The following is a 21,158-nucleotide window of genomic DNA, read 5'->3' as shown; positions in this document are numbered from 1 at the left end:
TGACGCGTGGCGCAACGAATGATCGAACGGCGGGCGCTGCTGGCCGCGCTGGGGCTTGGCCTCTGCGCGGGCGGTCATTCGCTTGCCGCGCCGAAGCTGGAGACGGTCGAGGTCGTCTCCGGTCGCGGCCGCACGCGCTTCCAGGTCGAGCTCGCCGCCACGCCGGCCGAGCAGGCGAGGGGGCTGATGTTCCGCAAGTCCCTGGCGCCCGACCGCGGCATGCTCTTCACCTACAAGCGGCCGCAGCCGGCCGCCTACTGGATGAAGAACACCCTGATCCCACTGGACATCATCTACATCCGGCCGGACGGAACGATCCTGTCGATCGTGCGCAACGCCCGTCCGCATGACGAGACTTTGCTGCCGTCGGGCGGACTGGTGTTGGGTGTTCTGGAGATCGCCGGCGGTCGCGCGGCGCAGCTTGGCATCCTGCCGGGCGACCGCGTCCTGCACAGGATATTTCCCAAGACTTGACGCATCCGTTGATCCGCGGATCAAACGCCTGTAGAGCACGCGCCTGCCGGTGTTTCGGAGCGTAGCGCAGTCTGGTAGCGCGCCTGGTTTGGGACCAGGATGTCGCAGGTTCAAATCCTGCCGCTCCGACCACCGGCAAGGTACTTTGGGAGAGGTCCATGCTGGCCCGCATCTATCGCCCCGCCAAGAACGCCATGCAGTCCGGCAAGGCCAAGACCAAGGACTGGGTCCTGGAGTTCGAACCCGCGTCGGCTCGCAGACCCGATCCGCTGATGGGCTGGACCACGTCCAGCGACATGAACGGCCAGATCCGCCTGACCTTCGAGACGCGCGACGAGGCCATCGCCTACGCCCAGCGCCACGAGATCGCGTTCCAGCTGTTCGAGCCCAAGACTCCCAAGCGCATCATCAAGGCCTATGCCGACAACTTCGCGGCCGGCCGCAAGCAGCCCTGGACCCACTAAGGGCCTCCCGGGCTAAGCCGGCCAATGCGCGCCCTTAGCTCAGCTGGATAGAGCACTCGCCTTCTAAGCGAGCGGTCGCTGGTTCGAATCCAGCAGGGCGCGCCACCCCGGTTCAGAACCATGCACTTGCGCGCCGGCGTCTGCCGAGTTCTTGGTTTTGTCGGACATGGGGTGCCACCGCCGTACTAAAGGCGGCACTGCGAGAGCCGTCGATTCTACGCCGTTGTTGGACGCTAAAGTCCTGAGCAGTTCGACCTTTGATCCGCAGATCTTCGCCTCGAAGGGCGAGAGCATTTCCACTTTTTGCGCGACGGCTCGGATGAGATCCCGCCTGTAGGCCCCATTGTCGTCTCGGAACATCTCTCGGGTCGCCTCCGAGAAGCGCCTCAACAGGTCGGGGGTGAGCGTGGGCGTGATCTTCTCGACCGCAGCGGCGGCGCGCTTGGCGTCGCCTTCCGCTGCATCCCGCTGGGATTTAAGTTCGGCGATGCGCTGCTTGAGCGATGGGTCTGTCGGATCGATGATGCCTTGCTCAATGGAGAGGTAAAGTCGCCCAAGTCGCTGGTCGGCTTCCGTCGACATCTTGCGAAGGTCGGCGACGTGGCGGCGTCGGCGGTCGATCCACTCGGAGCGGCGATCGAGGATATTGTCCATCATCGTGGCCAAGCGTTCCGGGTTGAGAAGCCGGTTCTCCAGGTGGTCGATGACCGAAGCGTCGAGCAGATCCATCCGCACCGACATGCCCTCGCAGCCACTCGCCCCTTGGCGCGCCTTGGTGCAGCACGTGTAGTACCGGTAAGCGCCGCCCTTGCCGGTGCGAAGGGTCATGGCGTTTCCGCATAGGCTGCAAAAGCAGATCCCGCCCAGCAGGATCGGGCTGGTGACGAACCGTGGCGCCATGGTGCGGGGGTTGCGCAGCGCCATGGCGTTCTGAACCGCTTCAAAAGTGTCGCGATCGACCAGAGGCGGAACCTGCATGACAACGCGCTCGGTCTCATCCTTGAGTTCCTGGCTGGCCCAGTTGCGGCTGTTGAACACGTGCTCGCCGATATAGGTCGTCCTGGTCAGCGTGTGATGCACCGTGCCGACGCCCCAGCGGCCACCGGCGCGCGTGGTGATGTTGTGGTCGTTGAGATAGGTGGCGATCGACTTGATGCCCATCGGCCCGCTGCCGCCGACGCCAAAGAGCGCCAAGCGGTAGATCTTGCGCACTGTCTCGGCACCAATCGGGTCAATTTCGAGCTTCTTCTTTATCTTCTCGCCGCGCTGCTCGGCGGCGACGACCCTGTACCCCATCGGCGGATGGGAGCCGTTCCAGAAGCCTTGCCGGGCGTTCTCCTTCATGGCCCGCAACGTATGCTTGGCGTTCTCCCGCGACTGGTACTCGTCGAAAAGGTTCATCATCTGACGAACCATCACGCCCATGGGATCATCGCCGACTTCCTGGGTGATCGAGACGATCCGCACTCCGTTCTTGGCCAGCTTCCGGGCGTAGAACTCGAACAGGAACTGGTCGCGGAAGAAGCGCGAGAACGAGTGCACCAGGATGACGTGGAACGGCGGAGGCTTGGCCATCGCCGTGTCGATCATCCTCTGGAAGGCCGGGCGGCGGTCATCGGTGGCGGTATTGCCAGGCTCGACGAACTCCTCGGCCATCGGCCAGGCCTTGCCCTTGCAGTAGTCCTGCAACTGCCGGCGCTGGTCGGGAATGGACAGGTCGCTCTCGGCCTGACGGCCCGTCGAGACCCGAAGATACAGCGCCGCGCTTGGCAGGCTGGGCGGCGGGGGTGTCTTACGCTTAGCCATCTTTGCTCCTGAGGATCAGGGCAGGGGGCCGAGCAATTCGGCCAGCACCTTCTCCAGATAGGCCTCGGTGAGCTGGATTTCGCGCAGGCTGATGGGCACTGCGTCCGGCCAGTTATCGGCGACCCTGATGGAGACGCGTGAGGCGCGGGGTCTTGGTAGTGGCTTCGGAGAATTATTTTGCGGGCGCTTCGCGGAATAGTCTTCGTAGTCGTAGAGATCGAGCGGGGTGGTTGGGAGACGCGGGCGTTTTCGGGTCATGTCCTAGGTTCGCCCGTGCGCCCCAACGAGCAAGTCGAGACCCGTCCTCGTCGTAGAAAGACAGGCGATCGGCGGCGTTGGCGAAGGCGATCAACGTCTAGCCGCTCTTGATCGGACCTTCAGCCCTCACCGCCGCCGGATGTGTCGCACACGGATAAGAAGGGTGGCACGCACGGGTTGGGATTGCTCGAGCGCCATGTCGCGACGAGATCGATCATCGGCGGCGTCGCCAAGGTGACGAACGCCGCCCCTTGAACCTGAGCCTTGCGCATCGATTGTGGAACTAGCGCGATGCCGAGGCCTTCGGCCACGAAGGCGACGATGGTCTGTTGGAGGTAGACCTCGAAGCCCAGCTTCGGGGTGAACCCAGCCTCTCGGCAGCGCTCCAGCACCGCGTCATGCAGTGTTCGGGCGGTATCTCGCGGCGCTATGATGAAGGTTTCGTCCGCGAGATTTTCCAAACGCACGCTCCTGGCGCCGGCAAGGCGGTGATCGAGCGGAACCGCCAGCACCATCGGCTCGCGCAGCAGGAGCTTGGAGGAGACATCGACCATCGCTTCGGCCGGAAAGCTGATCGCGATATCGATCTCGCCCTGATGCAAGGCTTCGTCCAGGGCGCTGGGCATCAGTTCGCGCAAACGCAGCGCGACCTGAGGAAACGCGGCGCGATAGTGACGCGCCAGTCCGGGCACGACGTTGTAGGCGGCGCACATCGTAAACCCGATCTCGAGCCTGCCGGCTCCCCCGGCGCCGACTGCACGCGCATTCTTAGGCGCAAGCCCGGCCAGACGCAGAATCTCCTCGGCGTCGATCTTGAGTTGGCGGCCGGCCACCGTCAGGGTCACCCCCTTGGATCCTCGGTCGAAGAGCGCCACGCCCAGGTCGGCTTCCATGAGAGCGATCTGCCGCGATAGGGGCGGCTGAGACATATGCAGCCGTCGGGCCGCGCGACCGAAGTGGCCCGTCTCGGCCACGACGCAGAAGTAGCGAAGCTGGGTCAGGGTTAGCGCCATACCTGTAGGGTATCACGAATGCCTTTGATCATATTGGATTGGAATGATCGGCAACGTTATCGATCAGGTCCCGCGACCAGGGGGCCAACGTGCTCACCACCATCTTCACTGTCATTCCGATCTTCTGCGTCATTGGCGCGGGCTATGGGGTCGGTCGGTTCGATCTCCTGGGCGCAGGGGCCAGCAGCACGCTCAACCGCTACGTCGTCTATCTCGCCTTGCCCGCCCTGCTGTTCGAGGTCATGGCCAAGACCAAGTTGGTCGCGCTTTGGCAGCCAGGTTTCATTGCTGCGTTCGGGATCGGCGCCTTTGGTGTTTTCGCCGCCACCCTGGCCGGGCGGGTATGGTCAGGACGGCCCGTCGCCGATGCGGCCATCGATGGGTTGAACGCAGGCTACGCCAACGCTGGCTTTGTGGGGCTGCCGCTGTGCGAAGCCATTTTCGGCCGCGCCAGCCTGCCGTTTGCGACCATCGCGACGGTGCTGACTGTCTGTGTCCTGTTCGGCGTCGCGCTCATCATCGTCGAGAGCGGCCTGCAGTCGGAAGCCAGGCCCCACCAAGTCGCGTTCAAGGTCATCGGCAATCTGGCCAGGAACCCGCTCCTGATCGCGCCGGTCTTTGGCTTGGCGTGGTCAGCCGCCGGACTGACACTGGGCGGACCGCTGGAGACGTTCGTGCGGCTGCTGGCCGGCAGCACAACGCCCTGCGCCCTGGTCGCGTTGGGTCTCTTCTTGGCGATCCGGCGTGACGTTCCTGGTGCGAAAGCGCCGCCCATCGCGTTTACCGCGTTGAAGCTTGTCGGGCAGCCGGCTCTAACCGGCCTTGCCGCGATCGCCCTGGGCTTGCCTCATGCGCTCATGGCGATCGCGGTTGTGATCGCGGCTCTGCCGACGGGCACGGGGCCGTTCATGGTGGCTGAGTATTATGGGCGCGAAGCAGTCGTGACCTCCAAGACCATCCTGATGACGACCGCCTTGTCCGCCGTCACGGTGACGATCCTGATCTGCTTTCTCCACATCGGGTGATCGACGCGGTGACCTGGCGGCGGCTCGGGTTCCGCATCCTCCATCGAATGGGCAGTTCGTCTCCGCGTCTCGGATCCATCGGCTGGCTCGCGCCGTCGTGGACCCTGGGGCTTTCGCCGGGCGCTTTCGCGCCCGGCTTCGCCCGATCCGGAGAGCCACCGGCGGTCACGCTCGGTCCCGCGGCTTTCGCCGCTCCCTCGGGCGCGACCCTACGGGCAGTCCCCAAAGCTCTGCTTTGGAGCCTGCCGCCGGCCGCTCGACGCCGCCTCCCGCCACGCGCTGCGCGCGGGCTCCTGTGCAGGCTTCATTGTTTCTAAGCGCCCGCCTTGGCGGGCGCGGGGCTTAGGGCTCCGCCCTCGGCGCACTTCGGATCGGCTTCCGCCCAGCTTCGGACCCTTCGGGTCCTGCAGCCGGGTCCCCGCGAAGCCGCCCCTCCGTTTGCACACCCGGTCTCGCCGACGGGCGCCGGGGTCAGGCGCGCTTTGCGCCCTGACCCCGAACTCCGAGGAGAATATTCCTATGACCGAGCAAGACCATACCGCCGCAATCGCGGCCCTGAACGACGCCTGTCGGGCCGAACCCGGAGCAGGCTGGGTGCTGACGGCCGGCGTCCAGGCCCTTGGGGCGATGGCTCTCGTCCAGGCGGTGGCCGCCGTGCGCGGCTTTTCCGACTTCAGCGAGGGCAACGACCCACACGGCGAACGCGATTTCGGCGCCTTCGAGGTCGGTGGCGTGCGTCTGTACTGGAAGATCGACTATTACGACCTCGACCTCAGCAAGGGCTCGCCGAATCCGGCGGACTCGGCCGTGACCAAGCGAGTGCTGACCCTGATGTTGGTGGAGGAATACTGACCATCCGCCGCCGCGCCGCTGGACGGCGCGGCGGCGTCACGATGGCTTGGCAGGGCGGGGGCGAAGCAGGCGGGGGGCGAGGGGCCGCCGGGCGGCCGATCCTTTGGGATCGGCCGCGTTCAATACGGCTCATCGTAGGGGCCGGGGCTATGACGGCCCAATCTGACCTTGTCGCGCTCAATACGCGTGTGGTGGCTAGCCGTGCGCGCCGAGGTAGCGTTAAGCTGAGCCATGGCGCTTCCTGACAATGCTGGCGACGACCTACCGCTCGCCGCCATCGACCTTCGGCCGTTCCTGGCCCCCTTGCTTCTCGCCCGAGCCGAAGCGCCTTCAGAAGCCGGCTTCATGGCCGACCTCATCACCCGGGTGAGCGGGGCTGTAGCATCGGGCGGCGGCGTTGATCGCTCGATCCCGGAGACGACGGCCGTGGAAGAGATTGGCGCCATGTCCGTCTCCACGCTGCAGTACGTGGAAGCCAGCCGGCCGCCCTGGGCCCCGACGGGCCCCTTGCAGGACCTCAATCATCATCTGATCGTGGTCGCGTGCAGAGGCGACCACGCCGCCGTGGCCACATCGGATCCGGCGCTGCGGAACAAGCTCAGCCGGTTGCTGACCATCGCTCGTCCTTTGCCGCGCGCGCTGATCGAGCAAGCCTTCGTCGGCGATCGGGCCAGCGTGATGTGGCTCAATGGCATTCATACGCCCATCGATGCGCGGCCCAACGCCAAGACCCTTTCAGGCTCGGCGCTGGAGTATGCGCTCGACCCGCTCGGCGATCAGAGCTTCTATTACTCAGCGGTCCGGACCCGTGTGGCCTGGCCAGGTGGCGCTGACGCCTTGATCGGGGCCGCACCCGGTTCGGGCAGGATCTGGCTGAACCGGCCAAAGACCTGGGACGACTTCAAGCACGCGCTGACCGTCATCTTCGATGCGGTCGCCACGCCGCCGCTCTCTAAGGTCAAGTTCGCGGCCTTGGCTCAAGCCGTCTCCGATCTCGCCGACGTCGATCGGGCCTATGCGGTCACCCTGGCCCCGCCCGAAATGGTCGCCGATGAGGAGCTGTCGAAAGCCGAACGCGAGGCAGCCCAGCTATGGGCCAACGAGGCTGAGTTCGGCGTCGTGCCGAACGCGGGTCCCAGTTTCGGCGCGATGGTAAAGCTCAAGGACACAAGCCTCGGCCGGGTCGATGTCACGGTGCGGCTGGACGGCGAGACGATCGTCGCGACGCCGGTTTGGGACCCCGCCACGGTGGGCGATGAGGCGCTGCGAGCGGACTGCGCGAGCCTTCTCGCCGACCCCAGGTGGCTGAAGGTCTACTATGAGAGCGGCCATGCGATCAGCCTGGGTCGTTGTTACCAGTCCGCCTATCGCGACCAGGTCTTCCCATGGAAGTTCGAGGATCTGTCGGGCTACGAGGTCGAGGACGAGAAACCCAAGCCCTATGGAACGCTCAAGCTCCCCGACGTCATTGGCGCGCCCAAGGAAGACGGGAAGATGGACGACTCCCTGTTCGCCTACGTCTTGGCCACGACCGGCCAGAAGGGCTGGCTGGCCTGCGACGACGGCTCCATGGAGATGGCCGACTTCATCCATATCGCCGACGACAACACTGTCACGCTGATCCACGTCAAGGCGCCCAACTCGAATGACCTGACCCGGGCCGTTTCGGTCTCAAACTACGAAGTCGTGGTCGGCCAGGCCGTCAAAAACCTTCGCCACCTTCAAAGCAAGACCCTCCACGATGAGCTTAAACGCGGGCGACATAAGCAGATCGCGACCGCGGTCTGGTATGACGGCAAGCGCGTTGGCGCCCGAGGCGGCATGATCGCCCGCGCCCGTTTCCTCCCGGCCAGCTATCGCCGCGCCGTCATCGTTCTTCAGCCGCAGCTGACGGAATGCGAGCACGACGATTGCTGGAAGCCGAACGCGACCAGGGCGCGCTCAGTGCGCGTCAAGCAGCTCGACACCCTGATGCTGTCGGCCCGGCTCTCCTGCATGGCCGTCGGCGCCGAATTCGTCGGTGTGGCGGCGAAGGGCGGCAAGCTCAAGAAAGACCGAGGCGCCGCCGGCGATGCGTGAGGTTGACGCCTGGCTCGAAGCCTTGACCGAGGACACCCTGCAGATCGAGCGGGTGCATGATGATGTCACGCGCGCCCTGTTCCAGCCTTGCGCCCGGACGGTCGAGGCGGTGACCGGCGCCGATCGAAGCCCCTTGCGGCTCTACGCGCGGCCGCTCGCGGAATTCGATGAACGGAACAACCACGTCACCCTCTATCCGCTGAACACCCGGCCCGGAACCAAGTTTCTGCGCGAGAAGTATCCGCTGCTGGAGCAGATCGTCGTCGAGATGGAAGGCCCGATCGCTGTCGATACCCCCGAGCAGGCCGAAGCCGTGTTCGAGGATCTGCCCGACGGCTTCATCAAGGATTGGCGTTGGGGTCTTGGCCTGCACAAGCCCGTCGAACCCATCGTGCATGTTGTCCGCCAGAGCGAGATCCGGGGCGACCAAGACCCCCTTGAGGCTGCTTTCGGGAGGCCACGATTGGGCCGGTCGCTGCGACTGACCCGTCAGACCCGCACCCATATCGCGACAAGCCAGTACGTCCTGGCCCTTTCGGACTTCCATCGCTTGAGGCGGAGCCTTCTGCGCATCCAGAAGGATCATCGCGAGCGGGGCCTGGCCGAGCGCTTGGCGCTGACCCACAACACCTTGTTGGCTGATCTCGATCCGCTGGCCTATCCGCGTCAGGCGGCGGTCTACAAGCCCGACACGATCTACAAGATGCTCCGCGCCGATGGCCAGCCGCCCAGGCTGTCACGACAAGATGGACGCGCGCTGGCTGAGGCGGTGGGCGAGCGGGCCAAGACCCTGGCGCGCGAGGCGCCCGAGGCCTTGTCGGCAATGGTCGCCGCTGTCCAGGTCGCCAACCTCGATCATCTTGTGGAGCGCTTCCAAGTCCTTTTCACTCAGCCGCGCAGCACGGAAGCCGACTGGCAGGCCCTGCTCAGCCAGAATCCTTTCCTGCTGTCCCTGGTCTTCGGCTATCCGGTGGTGCTGGTCCAGGAACAGGCCGGCGTCGGAGGCTCCGATCTCGAGGGGCGTGACGCACGGTTCGCCGATTTCCTGCTGAAGAACCCCGTGACCAACAGCGCCGCCCTGGTCGAACTCAAGCGGCCCGAGACCGTGCTGATCGGCATGGGGAGCTATGCGGGGGTTCGCCAGGTTGGCGCGGATTTGATCCAGGCGGTGATGCAGGTGCTGGACCAAAGACATCGTCTCCTGACCCATCTGAAGTTCCATCAGGCTGACGGCCATGAGATTGAAGGCTGGCATGTCAGCTGTGTGGTCATCGCTGGGCGGGACCCGCAGGACAAGGATGAGCGAAAGGCGCTCGAGCTTTATCGGCAGAGCCTCAAGGACGTGGTGGTCTTGACCTATGGCGAACTGCTGGCCCGGCTGGTGGGACTGCGAGACTTTCTGGCGTCCCCAGCCGGAGCGTCAGAGCCCATCGCCGAATGACGCCGGCAGCCCTCGCCGGCGCCGCCAGCCCTCGCCGGCGTCGCCGGTTAGAAGGTAAAGTCCGCAGACGCTAGGCCCGGCCGTGAAACGCCTGGGTGTCGAAGCTGCACTCGGCGAGCACGCCCGCGAAGTAAAGATCTTCAGCGGCCAGACGCTCCAACGCCTCGGTCAGCTGCTCGGCCAACTTGGCGCGAGCCTCGACCACGACGGGGCCGGCCGTCTCGATCAGGTCCATCAGGCCAGCGTCGATCAGGCTGTTGTGGTGGATGCGCAGGAACGGATACTGCACCGGCTCGGGATCGCCTGGCACATAGATGACCCGGTCATCGACCCAGAAGTCGTCCGCCGACACCGCGCCGCGTCCGTAGTGCGCCAGGCACTGGTCGCGCAGCTTGGTGATGCTGCGATGGAGGGCCTTCTGCTCGGTGGTGAACCGGTTCTCGACATTGACCCGGCGCCGGCTGGTCGGGGTGCTGTGGACCGCGCGCGTGTAGTGGAAAATGGCGTTCATGAAGAGGCTCTCGGTCAGGAGACCCATTTCCTCGCTGAAGCGGTGGAGATGTCCGGCCATTTCCACCTGACGGATCTGCGAGAGGCAGAGCCCGGCGCGCTGGAGATCCATCTGGACCGCCGCGTGGGCGGCGACCAGTTCGATGAGCTTGACCACCGGGCGGTAACGATCCTGCGCAAGCCGGCCGGCCAGTTGCGTCAGGTCGAAGGACGCCGCCGGTTCAGCCTCGTCAGGCTCACTATCCAGCGTCATGCGGTCCCTCAAACTGGTTCCACCACGGCAGGATTTCGCCGATCTCGAACGGATAAGCCACCCGGTCCTCAGCAGTCTCCCCGAGTTCTCGACGCACGTCCGGCAGCATCCAGCCGGAAAACTGCTCATCGGTGGCGGCCGTCCTGACGGTGCGGAGAAAGCCGGCCGCGTCTGCCCGCAACAGCACCCGTTCCAGGTCTTGCACGGAGACGAAGGCGATTGTGCGCTGATCGACCGGCGTGATGTCCGGATCCGCGGCCGCCTTGGCGCGCGCCAGGCTCATCACCCGATCTTGCATGCTGCGAGAGAGCATCAACCAGACATCGACCGTGACGACGAGGCCCTGAGTGTCGGGGGTGAGGGTGTCGCCGGACAGGCCCAGCCGGCAATGGGCGAAGAAGCGCCAGAGCTGGAAGACGCCCTTGGCCAGCTCGTCATACTTTTGGGCGGCGGCCGACACCGGATCCTCGGCGAACTGGGCCGAGAACGTCAGCTTGGTGGATTTACACTCGATCACCAGAACAAGACCCTGCGAGTCCGCGATCAGCAGATCCGGAGAGTCGACCTGGTCTCCAGGCCCGCGCCGCGCATAGCGGTGCTCAGGTCCGACGGTCAACTGAGGCCACGCCGCCGTCAGCAGGCGCTGGCAATAGATCTCGAAATTGCGTCCGATCTCGGCGCGGATCCGGCCACCGCCCGGCAAGAGGTCGTAATAGAGCCCCGCCGTCATCCGTTGCAGGATCAGCGGCGGGAGAGGGGCGTGAAGCCGACCGCCGCCCAGGTCGAGGATCGGCGCGCGGCGAAGCAGGCTTGGCTGGAACGCCGTGGGCAGGCCCGCCGCCCCGAGGCTTTGGTCGATCCCTGTCAGGGCCGAGCCGGCGTCCGCCAGGGACACGGTCATCATCGCGGCGGCCCGCTCGGCGGCCGCGCGCTCAAGGCCCAGAACCCCCGTGCTCAGGGCGTCCCCAGCGAGGGGGTTTTGACTGCACGACACGTAGAGCACCAGGCCGGTCTTGGTGAAGTCCTCGACCGAGACGCCGTGGTGGGTCTCGAAGAACGCGCCGCAGGTCCCTTGCCCGTAGAGGAACAGGTTTCGGTACAGCTCGGCGCGATTGACCCCGTCACGCTGCCAGGGAAATTGCCTTTGGCCGACGCGGTGCATCTCGCTGAAGATCAGGTCGCGATCGAGGTAGGCGCCAGACTCGACGTTCTCCAGATTGCGGAGGGCATTGACGAGGTCGGACGCCACACTGAAGTCCTGGACGGCGAGGGCGGGCCGGCTGCGATCCGGGGCGACGCGGATCAGCAGATTGAACAAGGTCTCCAGTTCCCAGGGATGGATCGCCCACTTCGAGCCTAGCCCCGCGCCCAAGGCCTCCTGCGGATAGCGGATCAGGCGGCGCGCTTGGGCGACGGGCTCGGATTGCTGAAGGCCCCAGACCGACCACATCAGCTGCAGGAACGCCTCGCGATCGACCCGCGAGAGACCCCGTTCCAGTCGTCGGCGAAGCTTGGGGACCTTGTTGGCGGCGACGGTGCGTTTCAGTCGCGACATGCGGGACCTGACGCGCCTAGGCCCTGGCCGGCCGGCGGGAGTCGACAATCCGCAGCAGGTGCGACGCCAGCGAGACCATCTCCTGGGCGTCGCGGGCGTCCAGGTGCTCGACGGTGCGATGGGAGTGCGGATTCTTGTAGGAGCCGATGGCCCCGGCGAACAGGTTGGCCAAGGCGTCCTGCTCGGCGGCAGGATCGGTCGACTTGGCCAGCGGACCGTTCTTGGCGTTGAAGGCCTGGCGCATCAGGTCGACGCCGACAGCCTGTGGCGCAAAGCCCCCGGCCTCGCGCACCGCCTCCTCGACGGCGCGGAACGCCCGGAAGACCGCGACCTGGAAGTCGCCCCGCGCCAGGTCGAGCCAGACGGCGTCGGCGATCGCGGGGTGAAGAAGAGCCTTGGGGAACGCAGCAGCCTGGCGAAAGCTCTGGAAGGCTTCCGGGGCGGCGAGCAATTCACGACCGCGCCGCGTCAACTGGCGATGGCCGTTCTGACCATTCGCGCCCGGCGCGGGCATGATCAACATGTTGATCTCGAGCCAGAGCCAGGCGGTGCCGAGGGCTTCGTTGATCTCCGCTTCGCGGGCGCGCGGATAGCCGACCTCACCGGAATAGCCGCGGCCATAGATCGTCTCGGCCCCGATCACAGAGAGGGCGCTGAACAGGCCGTTCTGCGTCAGGGCGTTGGCCGAGGTCAGCACGGCCTGAGCGACTTCTTCGGGAGCGAGCCCCAGAAGCGCGTCGATTTCGGGAATCAGCTTTGGAACCGTCGCCATGGCCGATGCTAACGCCGATCCTGGGCCGGTGTCGCGTCAAGGGACGCCAGGACGTCAGAGCGCCCAGCGCGGGGCTGTGAAGGTCGCGTTGCGATCGCCATCAGGCCCTGGCGTGGCCCCGTCTTACGACCCGGCCACGCTTTCGAGGGACCATCTCTGCGACGGCGGACTCCGTCACGGGCGGTCGTCTTAGCCGTTGACGGCGTCCTTTAGATGCTTGGCCGGCGTGAAGGCGACCTTCTTGCTGGCGGCGATCTCGATCGCGGCGCCGGTCGAGGGATTGCGGCCGGTGCGGGCGGGCTTGGCCTGGACCTTGAACTTGCCAAAGCCGGGGATGGAGATCTCCTCGCCCTTGGTGGCGGCGTCGGTCAGCGACTTGAAGACGCCGTCGATGATCGCCTTGGCCTGGGCCTTGGTCAGCTTGGGCTCGGCGGCGACGGCCGCGTCGATGAGATCCGAAACGTTCACGGGACTATCCTTCTGGGAATCGAAAGTCCGAGCCTGCTGCGCGCTGAGCGCCTTGTCACTTAGTCTTGGCCATAGGCCGCCGCCTCGATCTCGTCGAGGATATCCAACTGGGCGCGCTCCAGATTATCGGCGGCTGCCGCCAGGGCCTGCCGAGCCTGGGCGATCCAGGCTGGGTCGGCGAGCGGAGCGTCGGCCAAGGCTCGCAGGCCCTCAGGCGAGGCCTCGACCTTGGCCCGTACCGGCGTGACCGTCTGGGCCTCGTCCGCGCCGTCAGCCGAGCCGATGGCCTCGGCGTCACGACGCAGCGGCGGCCGATGCGCCGCCGCATCAAGCGGCCACGCCGTCCAGATGTCCGCCTCGGCCATGCCCGTTTGTCGGGCCTCATGCCGCGCGACCACCACCATCATCGCCGGATCCAGGGCCGGCGCGTTCCAGGTCCGCGCGCCCATCAGCCGCGAGAACGGCTCGGGATGGGTCAGCACGGTGTAGAGGCGATCGACCACCTCGATCATCAGCCCCTTCATCTCCTCGTCGCAGAGCCGCGAAACCCGCGCCCAGGGGATCTCGCCGTAGGGCGTGACGACCTTGACGTCGCTGTAGTCGCCGACCGCGCTCTGGGGGAACGTGCCGGCGTGCAGCTCTTCCAGGCGCGAATTGCGCACGCCGGTCTCGGCCAGCGCCAGGCTCAGGGCCGCGCGGTCGGCGTCTTCGCGTGCTTTGGGGTCTGCGGCCAAGGGTGTGTTCCTACGAGTTTCAGGAGACCATGCCGTCGCCAGCCGCGCCGGCCAAGTCCGGCGTGTGTGGCATGGCCATCGCGCCGCTCATGTTGTGAGGCGCGCTGCGCACAACAGCGCGATGGCGACACGGCCGCGTCGTGATCTCAGGGTGGGGCCATTGAAACGGCCTGTTTCGAGGGGCCTGGCTCCGCGATCCTGGGCGCCCATCACCGGAGATCCACTGCATGCACCATCGTCATCTTCTCAAGATCAAGAGCGGCCAGATCGTGGCCGAAGGCTGGGGTCTGGCGGCCTTGGTCGCGATCTTCGCCGGCCTGTGGATCCTGGCGGGCTAGGCGGACGTCAAAGTCCCCCAGGCGGCGCTGGCGAGGGTCCATCTCTGCGAAGGCCCCGTCCAGGTCGGACATCGACCCTGGGCTGGGTTCCACACGCGGGCGGGCCTTCGGCGGCTTTCTCCGGCCGCTGCCGCGGCCGCGGGCTTAGGGCTCCGCCCTCGGCGCACTTCGGATCGTCTTCCGCCCAGCTTCGGGGCTTACGCGGCGACATCGGGCCCATGGAAAGGCGGCCCCTGCAGCCGGGTCCCCGCGAAGACGCCCCTCCGTTTGCACACCCGACCTCGCCGGTGGGCAGGGTTTCAGGCGCGCTTTGCGCCTGCAACCCTGTCCAAAGGAGGCAGATCATGACTTCCCCTCACAGCCCAGCCGCCCCCGAGGCTGCTGTCCCCGCGACCATCGTCGTCCAATACGGCGAGGTTCGGGACATCCCCCTCAACCGCCTCAAGGCCTCGTCCAAGAATGCCCGCAAGGTCGGGCATCGCGCCGAGGTAATCGAGGCTCGCGCGGCCTCGATCACCTACAAGGGCGTCCTTCAGCCGCTCGTCGTCGAACCGGAGATCAAGGACGGCCGCGAAACCGGCTACTATCTCGTCAGCGCGGGCGAAGGTCGCCGCCAAGCCCTGCGCTTGCTGGCCAAGCGCAAGCGGCTGGCCAAGGGCGCGCCGGTGCGCTGCGTGGTCGATACGACCAACGACCCGGCCGAGGTGTCGATGGACGAAAACCTCAGCCGCGAGCCCATGCACCCGGCCGATGAGTTCGAGGCCTTCCGCGATCTGGCCGACCGCAAGGGCTACAGCGCCGAGGAGATCAGCGCCCGCTTTGGCCCCAGCCCCGACACCGTGCGCAAACGTCTGCGTCTGGGTGCGGCGGCGCCCGCGCTGCTCGACCTCTACCGCGAAGAGGTCTTGACCCTGGACCAGCTGATGGCCTTCGCGGTCAATCCCGACCAGGAACGGCAGATGCAGGTTTACGCGCAGCTGCCCGCCCAGAACCGCCAGCCCTACGCCATCCGCCGCGCCATGACCGAGACCAAGGTCGCCGCCGACGACCGCCGCCTGCGGTTCATCGGCCTGGACGCCTATGTCGCGGCGGGCGGGCCGGTGCTGCGCGACCTCTTTACCGAGGGCGACGACGGCTGGGCCGAGGACGTGGTTTTGCTCGACCGTCTCGTCGGCGAAAAGCTCGTCGCCATCGCCCAAGAGGTGCGCGACCGGGAAGGCTGGAAGTGGGCCTCGGCTCACCTCGACTTCCCGCACGGCCACGGCTGGGGGCGCATCTGGGAACACGTGCTGAGCCGAACGCCCGAGGAGGTGGAGGCCATCAACGCCTTGCAGGCCGCTGTCTCGGCCCTGACGGACCAGTGGGCCGACGTCGATCCGCTGCCGCCGGAAATCGCCGACAGCTTCGAGGCCATGGAGGCCGAACTGGAGGCGCTGGGCCAGGACTACGGCCACACCGGCGAGGAGAAGGCCCGCGCCGGGGTCCTTGTCATCCTCGGCGACAAGGGCGAGGTCCGGTTCGATCGCGGATTCGTTCGGCCCGAGGACGAGCCTGCGCCTGAACCCGACCCCGAGACCGAAGTCCAGCCAGAACCCGGCGGCGACCAGGGCGTCGCCGGATCGACGCCCGGTCAAGAGACGGGCGACGACGGCGGCGAGGGTGGCGACGTTGAGGAGCCGCTGGGCGACACCAACGCCCCGCTGCCCGAACGGGTCATCTCCGAACTGACCGCCCACCGCAGCGCCGCCTTGCGCGACGCCCTGGCCCAGGACCCCGATCTGGCCCAGGTCGCCCTGGTTCACGCCCTGGTCAACCGGGTGTTCAGGGCGGGCGCGCCGACCACCTGCCTGGATATCCGCTGGGTGTCGCGCGATCTCAACCAGTACGGCGAGGGGATCGAGGACAGCGCGGCGGGGGTGGCCATCGCCGAGCGCCATCGCCTTTGGGCGCGGCAGATGCCCGCGCGGCCCGAAGACCTGTGGGACTTCGTGGTCGGCCTGGACGGCGACAGCCGCGCCAGCCTGCTGGCGCACTGCGTGAGCCTGTCGCTCGATGCGGTGCGGGCCTGGGAACGCAGGCCCACACCGGTTCTGGCCCACATCGAGGCCCTGGCCACGGCCTTGAACCTCGACATGCGCGACTACTGGAAGCCGACCGCCGTACGCTACCTCGATCGCGTGACCAAGGCCCAGATCGTCGTCGCCGTCACCGATGGCGTCTCGGGTGAGGTCGCGGTGCGCCTGTCGGGTCTCAAGAAGCCCGACATGGTCGCCGCCGCCGAGCCGCTGCTGGTCGAGGCGGGATGGCTTCCGACCCTGCTGCGCACGGCCCAGCCCGTGGACGCCGCGCCCTCGGACAAGGCCGACGGCGTCGAGGGCGAGGGCGAGACGGATGCGGGGGTGTCGTTTCCCCTCGACCCGGCCGAGCCCCTGACCGACGACGCCGAGCCCTTGGCCAGCCTGGAGGAAGCCGTTCAGGTCGAGCCCGAGCCGTCCGAGGCCGAGGCGGCGGCTATCGAGGCTCTATTGCCCTAGCGGGCGAAGACAGGCGGGCGGCCTTTGGGCCGCCCGCCACCTTCACCGGGGCGGCCGATCCTTTGGGATCGGCCGCTTTCCTGTGTCGCCATCGCGCCGACAAAGCTGTGGACGCCGCGCGCGCGAAGTGCGCCGCGCCGTTCCGCCCGATCGGAATCGACCTAACCGGACGGCATGATCACCCAAGCCGAAATCGACGCCCTCCTGGACGCCATGCAGGTCGAGTTCGAGAAAACCGGCGACGACGCCGACCGGCCAGGGCTGATCACCTTCCAGTCCGACGACTGGATCGGCTTTGACCTGCCCACCTGCTGTACGGCGATCTGGCGCGGCATTCGCTATCGCGGCATCCGCGTCACGATCAGCCGAGAGCGCGAGACGCGCGTCTGGACCCACGGCGAGGCGCTGGCGGCGGGCGAGCGCCTCGAGCACCTGGAAGACCTCAAGAGCGTCCAGGACGCCGCGATCTAGCGGGGCGACGACTTAGCGAAGCGTTCGGGCAGGCGCGTTCGGCGCCCAGAACCCGCGCTGGGCCGCGCGGGCCTGGTCCTGCGCGGCGGCATAGACGCCCTTGCTGTAGGCGCGCCATTCGGTGGTCAGGCCCGACCGGATCATCGCGGCGTTGACGTCGGGACTGGCGCTCGACCAGCAGCGCGCGACGTTGCGGTTATAGCGATCTTGGGTCACCACCCGGCAGCCGACCCTGCCGCGTGTCAACGCGATCAACTGGTCGCGGGCCTCGTAAGCCAAAGGCTCGGCCGGCGTCTTGCCGCGCCGGACCTCGGGGGCGTCCACACCAAACAACCGGATCCGATCCTGGCCACAGCGTAGCGTGTCGCCGTCGTGGACGGTCGGCGCGGTGCAGGCGATCATGGCGCCGGCGAGGAGGGCGGGGACGGGCATGGCGATCCTATAGAGCGGTTCTGTCCGGCCGCCATCCCAAGGCCAGAGAAACGCGCGCGCCGCGCCCGCCCCGCCGGATCGGCGGGGCGGGCTGGCCGCCGTCAGTCCGCCTTGTGGCCGTTGCTGCGTGACCAGATCAGGCTGTGAACCGCGTCGATCACCGCCAGGGCGCAATTGATCGCGGCGCCGAAGGGCAGATCGTCCGCCGGATCGACGGAGGCTCGTGGTTGGCCTTGCCGGTCTTCTCCCCGGCCGCATCCTGGTCGGGTCACCGGCCGTGGCCCCGGGCGTCGGGACACTTGTCGCTGGCTTTGTCGGCGATAGGGCGCAACCGGACCGGCTTGAGGGCGGCGACCGGGGCGGCGACAGCGCCCGTGGGCTCGCCGTTAGATTGGACGGCAAAGGCGCCGAGGCAGCCAGCTGGTCTCTCCGGGAGATCTGAGCCGGGCGCGTCGACCGCGTCCTCTTCTGGCCTGATCTGACCGGGGACCGGTCCTTCCCGCAACCTTGGCCTTCGCCTTTCTTCCCCTGGCGCGAGCGCCATTCCTCGCGAGGCAAGAAACTTGAGGCCTTCGGTCCTCCGCCGAGGCTTCGGGAGCGCGCCCCCAGACGATGGGCTGGAGGGCAGGGCGCGCTCTGCCGGGCGGACATCGGCCCCGGTCCGACGATCGCCATCGAGGCCGCGATCGGCGCGGCCCGGTTCAGATCGGAGAGACCATCATGGCTACCATCGGCACCTTCACCGCCAATGCTAACGGCTCGTTCACGGGCGCCATCACCACCCTGGCCATCGACCTCAAGAAGGTCCAGTTCCGCCCCATCGCCGACAAGACCAGCGACAAGAGCCCCGATTTTCGGGTCACGGCCGGCAACGCCGATCTGGGCGCGGCCTGGAAGAAGACCAGCAAGGACAACAACGAGTATCTGTCGGTCCGGCTGGACGATCCGTCCTTCGGCAACGCGATCAACTGCGCCCTGGTGGTGATCGACGAGGTCCACACCCTGGTCTGGTCGCGCAGCAGCGGCCACAAGGAGGACTGACGGCGGCCAGCCCGCCCCGCCGATCCGGCGGGGCGGGCGCGGCGCGCGCGAAGGGCTTTTGGATTAGGGGCGGCGGCTCAGATCACGACCTGACCCGCCGTTTCTACGCCATGGCCTGTCTTTGTACGATCGCCCGTCCGGACGTCTTGAGATCCCCCTCCAGGCGGATCAGAACGGTTGGGCGGGTCCCGCGAGGACGCTTCCAACCGCCCGCCCAGGCGTCCATTTCGCACCCGCGCCGTCGCCGCGCTCCCGTCCCCCCGGAGCGCGGCGAGGCGGCGGCTCGATCAACCAGCTCAACTCCCCCCAGCTGGTCCTCGAGCCGCCGCCGGACGGGCCATTCGGCGCCTTGCTCGGGCGGGCCTCTAAGGACGGAACATGATCACCATTGGATACTTCCGGCGTGACGGCGAGGGCTTTGCCGGCCGTATGGCCACGCTCGGCCTCGACGTCGCCATTACCCTGACGCCGGCCGACAAGTTCTCGGCCAAGGCGCCCGACTTCCTCGCCTTTGCCAGCGAGCGCGAGTGCGGCGCCGCCTGGAAGGTCAGTGACGCCATCGGCACGCTGCTGAGCCTCAAGCTCGACGACCCCACCTGGCCCGAGCCGATCGGCGCCCGGATCATGGCCGCCGAGGACGGCGTTCTGCCCTTGGTCTGGATCCGGCGCGCTGATCCGCCGGCAGCGACCGCGCCGACGCCCGGTTAGCCGTCCGAACGGCCTCGCTCTTCCTCATCGTCGTCGGCGGCGACTTCATCATCGTCGTCGCCGTCGCCGTCGCCGTCGCCGTTGTAGATGTCGGCCCAGGCCTTCTCCAGGAAGCTCTCGGCGCTGGCGGCGTGACGGACCAGATACTCGTCGATCTCTTCCGACATTCGCCGCATGCCCGACAGCACCAAACCTGCTGGCACGACATTCAGGCGGGGGCCGACCTTGTTGAGCAACTCGAAGAACGCGATCCAAAATGTCATCGGTAGCTTGCTGTCGAGTGTATAGAGCGCCACCTCCGGGCGTTTGAAAAACAGCGCCAGCTGTAGCGCGACCGGGTCTGACCGGGTGGCTCGTGCGAAAAGCCGAAGCTTGCGCAGGTCCAGGGCGCCGACACCGGCTTCGAAGTCCTGGTAAGTCCGCAAGGGCATGCGCATGCTGTCGGCGACTTCTTGCTGGGATAGTCGCCGCTCTTTTCGGACAACCTTCAGGATCCTCCGCAAAAGGCGGGCCTGGCGGGCCAGCGGCGTCGAAGGCGAGCCAGACATGCCTTACTCCACTCGACTAACAACTTTAGGTGTCCATTAGCCCTCCACTGTGGGTTTAGTGCAATTGCGGATTGTCCCGTTTGGCGCTGACGATGCTGCGGCGCAGTGTGAAACCCCAAAATGTCGGTGAGCAGATCAGTTCTGCTCGATCGCTGCGGGTTTTTACGCAGAGATCACGGAGTTCATCGGCAACGATCGCGGACCCTGGCGCTGAGCCGCCGCATCCCAATACGCGACGACCCGATTATCGACCGCTTGATCCGTCTGATCGGCCGAGCAAGGCTCGACGCCCTCGCGGCGCGGCGACACCCTTGCGGCTTTTGCGGGGAGCCGCCGGTTGGGCCGAGATCGCGATCCGTTCGAACGCACCATCGGCGCCCTTCGCAAGCGGCTCGTGGCGGCCGGGCCGCTTCAGGGCGCGCCGCTCCTCATCAATCTCCTGGCAGCCGATCTGGACGTCAGCCAGACGCCCGTACGTGAAGCCCTCGCTTGGCTGGCGGGCGAAACCCTTATCCATCGCACCCGCAGTGGTTATGTCGGCGCAACCTACGAGGCGGAAGATCTCGCCCATGTTTACGAACTGGCGCTGTTGTTGGTGCTGGCCGCGTTTCGGCGTCGCCCTGCAGAGCCCGCACCGGGCGTAATGCGTCACGCCGGCCAGATGTTGAGCCATGTGATCGACCGCGGGGGCAATCAGGCCTTCGTTCGAGCCTTCGCTCAGGTGCAAGCCCGATTGGCGCCCCTGGCGGTAGACGAGGCGGCCATCTTCGGCGGCGCCGACCAGGAGGGGGATCGCTTGGGCCTGGCCCTTGGCGAGGGCGGGCCGTCCTTCGTGCGCGCGGTGCGCCGCTATTACGGCCGGCGGATCGAGCGCAGCGCCGACATCCTCGCCCACGGGCTACTTCGGCGTCCGCAAATATAGCGTTGAATATACTCAACTAAAGGCGCCCGATGGTGGGGCCGCGATCTGCGGCGACAACGCCAGAGGAGGCGACCATGACCACCCCCATCCGCCTGATCCGCTTCGGCCAAGCCAAGGCCCTGACCCAGGGCACCGGCGTCCTGTTCCCCGAGGACGCCAACCCGTTCCTGCGCCAAGACCAAATCTAAGTCGAACTGGCGCGGGTCGCCGGAGACGTCTCGCGCCAGCGTTCGCGCCGGCAGTGGCGGTAGCTGCCGCCGGATCCCCTCAACGTCCAGACCGAAGGAGCACGCCATGACCGTGCAACTCCATCTCGTTCGCTTGGGCCAGGCCCGCGCCCTGACGCAATCAGGCGGCGGTGTCCTGTTCCCCGAGGATTTCAGCCCGCTGCGCTGGATGTAGCGGCCCTCACTGAAAGCCCCGCGCGGGCCGTCGTTCGAGGCGGCCCGCGATCCTTGCG

At 66.9% G+C, this 21,158-nt stretch carries 20 protein-coding genes, 2 tRNA genes and 1 pseudogene; 13 read left to right on the top strand and 10 right to left on the bottom strand.

Annotated features, from left to right (window positions below):
• Positions 1-18 precede the first annotated feature (18 nt).
• From E1H18_RS06085 to E1H18_RS06070, 4 genes are all read left to right on the top strand, one after another.
• A complete protein-coding gene (locus E1H18_RS06085) occupies positions 19-474 on the top strand; it encodes a DUF192 domain-containing protein (protein ID WP_172264735.1) in 456 nt (151 codons plus the stop codon).
• 55 nt (positions 475-529) lie between these two features.
• Positions 530-606 (top strand) — tRNA-Pro (locus E1H18_RS06080).
• 26 nt (positions 607-632) lie between these two features.
• Positions 633-938 (top strand): ETC complex I subunit, encoded by a 306-nt coding sequence (locus tag E1H18_RS06075; protein WP_172264732.1) that lies wholly within the window; start codon positions 633-635, stop codon positions 936-938.
• 28 nt (positions 939-966) lie between these two features.
• Positions 967-1,043: transfer RNA gene (locus tag E1H18_RS06070), tRNA-Arg, on the top strand.
• On the opposite strand, the gene E1H18_RS06065 is transcribed toward E1H18_RS06070, so the two are convergent.
• From E1H18_RS06065 to E1H18_RS06055, 3 genes are all read right to left on the bottom strand, one after another.
• Positions 1,002-2,744, bottom strand: coding sequence for a recombinase family protein (locus tag E1H18_RS06065; protein ID WP_172265710.1), 1,743 nt, complete (start codon positions 2,742-2,744; stop codon positions 1,002-1,004). The genes E1H18_RS06070 and E1H18_RS06065 overlap by 42 nt on opposite strands.
• A gap of 15 nt (positions 2,745-2,759) precedes the next feature.
• The gene (locus E1H18_RS06060; RefSeq protein WP_172264729.1) at positions 2,760-3,002 is read right to left on the bottom strand and encodes a hypothetical protein; all 243 of its coding nucleotides are present in this window, start codon (positions 3,000-3,002) and stop codon (positions 2,760-2,762) included.
• Between the two features lie 119 nt (positions 3,003-3,121).
• Entirely contained in the window at positions 3,122-4,015 is an 894-nt protein-coding gene (locus tag E1H18_RS06055) for a LysR family transcriptional regulator (protein WP_172264726.1), read from the bottom strand.
• Between the two features lie 89 nt (positions 4,016-4,104).
• On the opposite strand from E1H18_RS06055, the gene E1H18_RS27245 reads away from it, so the two are divergent.
• The 4 genes from E1H18_RS27245 (at position 4,105) to E1H18_RS06035 (ending at position 9,412) form a co-directional block, all read left to right on the top strand.
• Positions 4,105-5,040, top strand: coding sequence for an AEC family transporter (locus E1H18_RS27245; RefSeq protein ID WP_172264723.1), 936 nt, complete (start codon positions 4,105-4,107; stop codon positions 5,038-5,040).
• 519 nt (positions 5,041-5,559) lie between these two features.
• Positions 5,560-5,892 carry a DUF3768 domain-containing protein gene (locus tag E1H18_RS06045; RefSeq protein ID WP_172264720.1) on the top strand — a complete coding sequence of 111 codons (333 nt, stop codon included), beginning with the start codon at positions 5,560-5,562 and terminating at the stop codon, positions 5,890-5,892.
• 231 nt (positions 5,893-6,123) lie between these two features.
• Positions 6,124-7,971, top strand: a complete 1,848-nt coding sequence (locus E1H18_RS06040) for a hypothetical protein (RefSeq protein WP_172264717.1) — start codon at positions 6,124-6,126, stop codon at positions 7,969-7,971.
• The gene (locus E1H18_RS06035; protein WP_172264714.1) at positions 7,964-9,412 is read left to right on the top strand and encodes a Shedu immune nuclease family protein; all 1,449 of its coding nucleotides are present in this window, start codon (positions 7,964-7,966) and stop codon (positions 9,410-9,412) included. Before E1H18_RS06040 ends, E1H18_RS06035 begins: the two co-directional genes overlap by 8 nt.
• Positions 9,413-9,482: 70 nt before the next feature.
• Here E1H18_RS06035 and E1H18_RS06030 read toward each other — a convergent pair whose 3' ends face one another.
• From E1H18_RS06030 to E1H18_RS26410, 5 genes and pseudogenes are all read right to left on the bottom strand, one after another.
• On the bottom strand, positions 9,483-10,175 hold the full coding sequence (locus E1H18_RS06030; protein WP_172264711.1) for a hypothetical protein: 693 nt from the start codon (positions 10,173-10,175) through the stop codon (positions 9,483-9,485).
• Positions 10,162-11,730, bottom strand: a complete 1,569-nt coding sequence (locus E1H18_RS06025; protein ID WP_172264708.1) for a hypothetical protein — start codon at positions 11,728-11,730, stop codon at positions 10,162-10,164. The genes E1H18_RS06030 and E1H18_RS06025 overlap by 14 nt, the downstream gene beginning before the upstream one ends.
• Before the next feature lie 16 nt (positions 11,731-11,746).
• Positions 11,747-12,502, bottom strand: a complete 756-nt coding sequence (locus E1H18_RS06020; protein WP_172264705.1) for a TIGR02391 family protein — start codon at positions 12,500-12,502, stop codon at positions 11,747-11,749.
• 189 nt (positions 12,503-12,691) lie between these two features.
• A pseudogene (locus tag E1H18_RS06015) lies at positions 12,692-12,973 on the bottom strand (HU family DNA-binding protein); the annotation flags it as partial.
• Positions 12,974-13,029: 56 nt separating this feature from the next.
• Complete coding sequence (locus E1H18_RS26410) at positions 13,030-13,704, bottom strand: hypothetical protein (protein WP_194247884.1); 675 nt, start codon at positions 13,702-13,704, stop codon at positions 13,030-13,032.
• Positions 13,705-14,386: 682 nt separating this feature from the next.
• On the opposite strand from E1H18_RS26410, the gene E1H18_RS06005 reads away from it, so the two are divergent.
• Both E1H18_RS06005 and E1H18_RS06000 read left to right on the top strand, forming a co-directional pair.
• A complete protein-coding gene (locus tag E1H18_RS06005; protein ID WP_172264699.1) occupies positions 14,387-16,576 on the top strand; it encodes a ParB/RepB/Spo0J family partition protein in 2,190 nt (729 codons plus the stop codon).
• 174 nt (positions 16,577-16,750) lie between these two features.
• Complete coding sequence (locus E1H18_RS06000; RefSeq protein ID WP_172264696.1) at positions 16,751-17,047, top strand: hypothetical protein; 297 nt, start codon at positions 16,751-16,753, stop codon at positions 17,045-17,047.
• A 12-nt stretch (positions 17,048-17,059) separates the two neighbouring features.
• Here E1H18_RS06000 and E1H18_RS05995 read toward each other — a convergent pair whose 3' ends face one another.
• Complete coding sequence (locus E1H18_RS05995) at positions 17,060-17,479, bottom strand: thermonuclease family protein (protein ID WP_172264694.1); 420 nt, start codon at positions 17,477-17,479, stop codon at positions 17,060-17,062.
• Positions 17,480-18,199: 720 nt separating this feature from the next.
• On the opposite strand from E1H18_RS05995, the gene E1H18_RS05990 reads away from it, so the two are divergent.
• On the top strand, positions 18,200-18,520 hold the full coding sequence (locus E1H18_RS05990; protein ID WP_172264692.1) for a DUF736 domain-containing protein: 321 nt from the start codon (positions 18,200-18,202) through the stop codon (positions 18,518-18,520).
• Positions 18,521-18,898: 378 nt separating this feature from the next.
• On the top strand, positions 18,899-19,228 hold the full coding sequence (locus tag E1H18_RS05985; protein ID WP_172264690.1) for a DUF736 domain-containing protein: 330 nt from the start codon (positions 18,899-18,901) through the stop codon (positions 19,226-19,228).
• Here E1H18_RS05985 and E1H18_RS05980 read toward each other — a convergent pair.
• A complete protein-coding gene (locus E1H18_RS05980) occupies positions 19,225-19,776 on the bottom strand; it encodes a helix-turn-helix transcriptional regulator (protein WP_172264688.1) in 552 nt (183 codons plus the stop codon). The genes E1H18_RS05985 and E1H18_RS05980 overlap by 4 nt on opposite strands.
• Positions 19,777-20,113: 337 nt before the next feature.
• Here E1H18_RS05980 and E1H18_RS05975 point away from each other — a divergent pair, with 337 nt between their 5' ends.
• Positions 20,114-20,698 (top strand): GntR family transcriptional regulator, encoded by a 585-nt coding sequence (locus E1H18_RS05975; protein WP_172264686.1) that lies wholly within the window; start codon positions 20,114-20,116, stop codon positions 20,696-20,698.
• The last annotated feature ends 460 nt before the right edge of the window (positions 20,699-21,158 follow it).

Origin of the sequence: Caulobacter sp. RHG1 (assembly GCF_013181195.1) — a bacterium.
Taxonomy (GTDB): Bacteria; Pseudomonadota; Alphaproteobacteria; order Caulobacterales; family Caulobacteraceae; genus Caulobacter.
The sequence above is the reverse complement of the archived record's forward strand: the minus strand, read 5'-3'. Positions and strand labels throughout refer to the sequence as shown.

Bases quoted from the DNA above. Each gene is read 5' to 3' on its own strand.
- E1H18_RS06085 (WP_172264735.1), top strand. From the start codon at position 19: ATGATCGAACGGCGGGCGCTGCTGGCCGCGCTGGGGCTTGGCCTCTGC.
- E1H18_RS06075 (WP_172264732.1), top strand. From the start codon at position 633: ATGCTGGCCCGCATCTATCGCCCCGCCAAGAACGCCATGCAGTCCGGC.
- E1H18_RS06065 (WP_172265710.1), bottom strand. From the start codon at position 2,744: ATGGCTAAGCGTAAGACACCCCCGCCGCCCAGCCTGCCAAGCGCGGCG.
- E1H18_RS06060 (WP_172264729.1), bottom strand. From the start codon at position 3,002: ATGACCCGAAAACGCCCGCGTCTCCCAACCACCCCGCTCGATCTCTAC.
- E1H18_RS06055 (WP_172264726.1), bottom strand. From the start codon at position 4,015: ATGGCGCTAACCCTGACCCAGCTTCGCTACTTCTGCGTCGTGGCCGAG.
- E1H18_RS06045 (WP_172264720.1), top strand. From the start codon at position 5,560: ATGACCGAGCAAGACCATACCGCCGCAATCGCGGCCCTGAACGACGCC.
- E1H18_RS06040 (WP_172264717.1), top strand. From the start codon at position 6,124: ATGGCGCTTCCTGACAATGCTGGCGACGACCTACCGCTCGCCGCCATC.
- E1H18_RS06035 (WP_172264714.1), top strand. From the start codon at position 7,964: ATGCGTGAGGTTGACGCCTGGCTCGAAGCCTTGACCGAGGACACCCTG.
- E1H18_RS06030 (WP_172264711.1), bottom strand. From the start codon at position 10,175: ATGACGCTGGATAGTGAGCCTGACGAGGCTGAACCGGCGGCGTCCTTC.
- E1H18_RS06025 (WP_172264708.1), bottom strand. From the start codon at position 11,730: ATGTCGCGACTGAAACGCACCGTCGCCGCCAACAAGGTCCCCAAGCTT.
- E1H18_RS06020 (WP_172264705.1), bottom strand. From the start codon at position 12,502: ATGGCGACGGTTCCAAAGCTGATTCCCGAAATCGACGCGCTTCTGGGG.
- E1H18_RS06005 (WP_172264699.1), top strand. From the start codon at position 14,387: ATGACTTCCCCTCACAGCCCAGCCGCCCCCGAGGCTGCTGTCCCCGCG.
- E1H18_RS06000 (WP_172264696.1), top strand. From the start codon at position 16,751: ATGATCACCCAAGCCGAAATCGACGCCCTCCTGGACGCCATGCAGGTC.
- E1H18_RS05995 (WP_172264694.1), bottom strand. From the start codon at position 17,479: ATGCCCGTCCCCGCCCTCCTCGCCGGCGCCATGATCGCCTGCACCGCG.
- E1H18_RS05990 (WP_172264692.1), top strand. From the start codon at position 18,200: ATGGCTACCATCGGCACCTTCACCGCCAATGCTAACGGCTCGTTCACG.
- E1H18_RS05985 (WP_172264690.1), top strand. From the start codon at position 18,899: ATGATCACCATTGGATACTTCCGGCGTGACGGCGAGGGCTTTGCCGGC.
- E1H18_RS05980 (WP_172264688.1), bottom strand. From the start codon at position 19,776: ATGTCTGGCTCGCCTTCGACGCCGCTGGCCCGCCAGGCCCGCCTTTTG.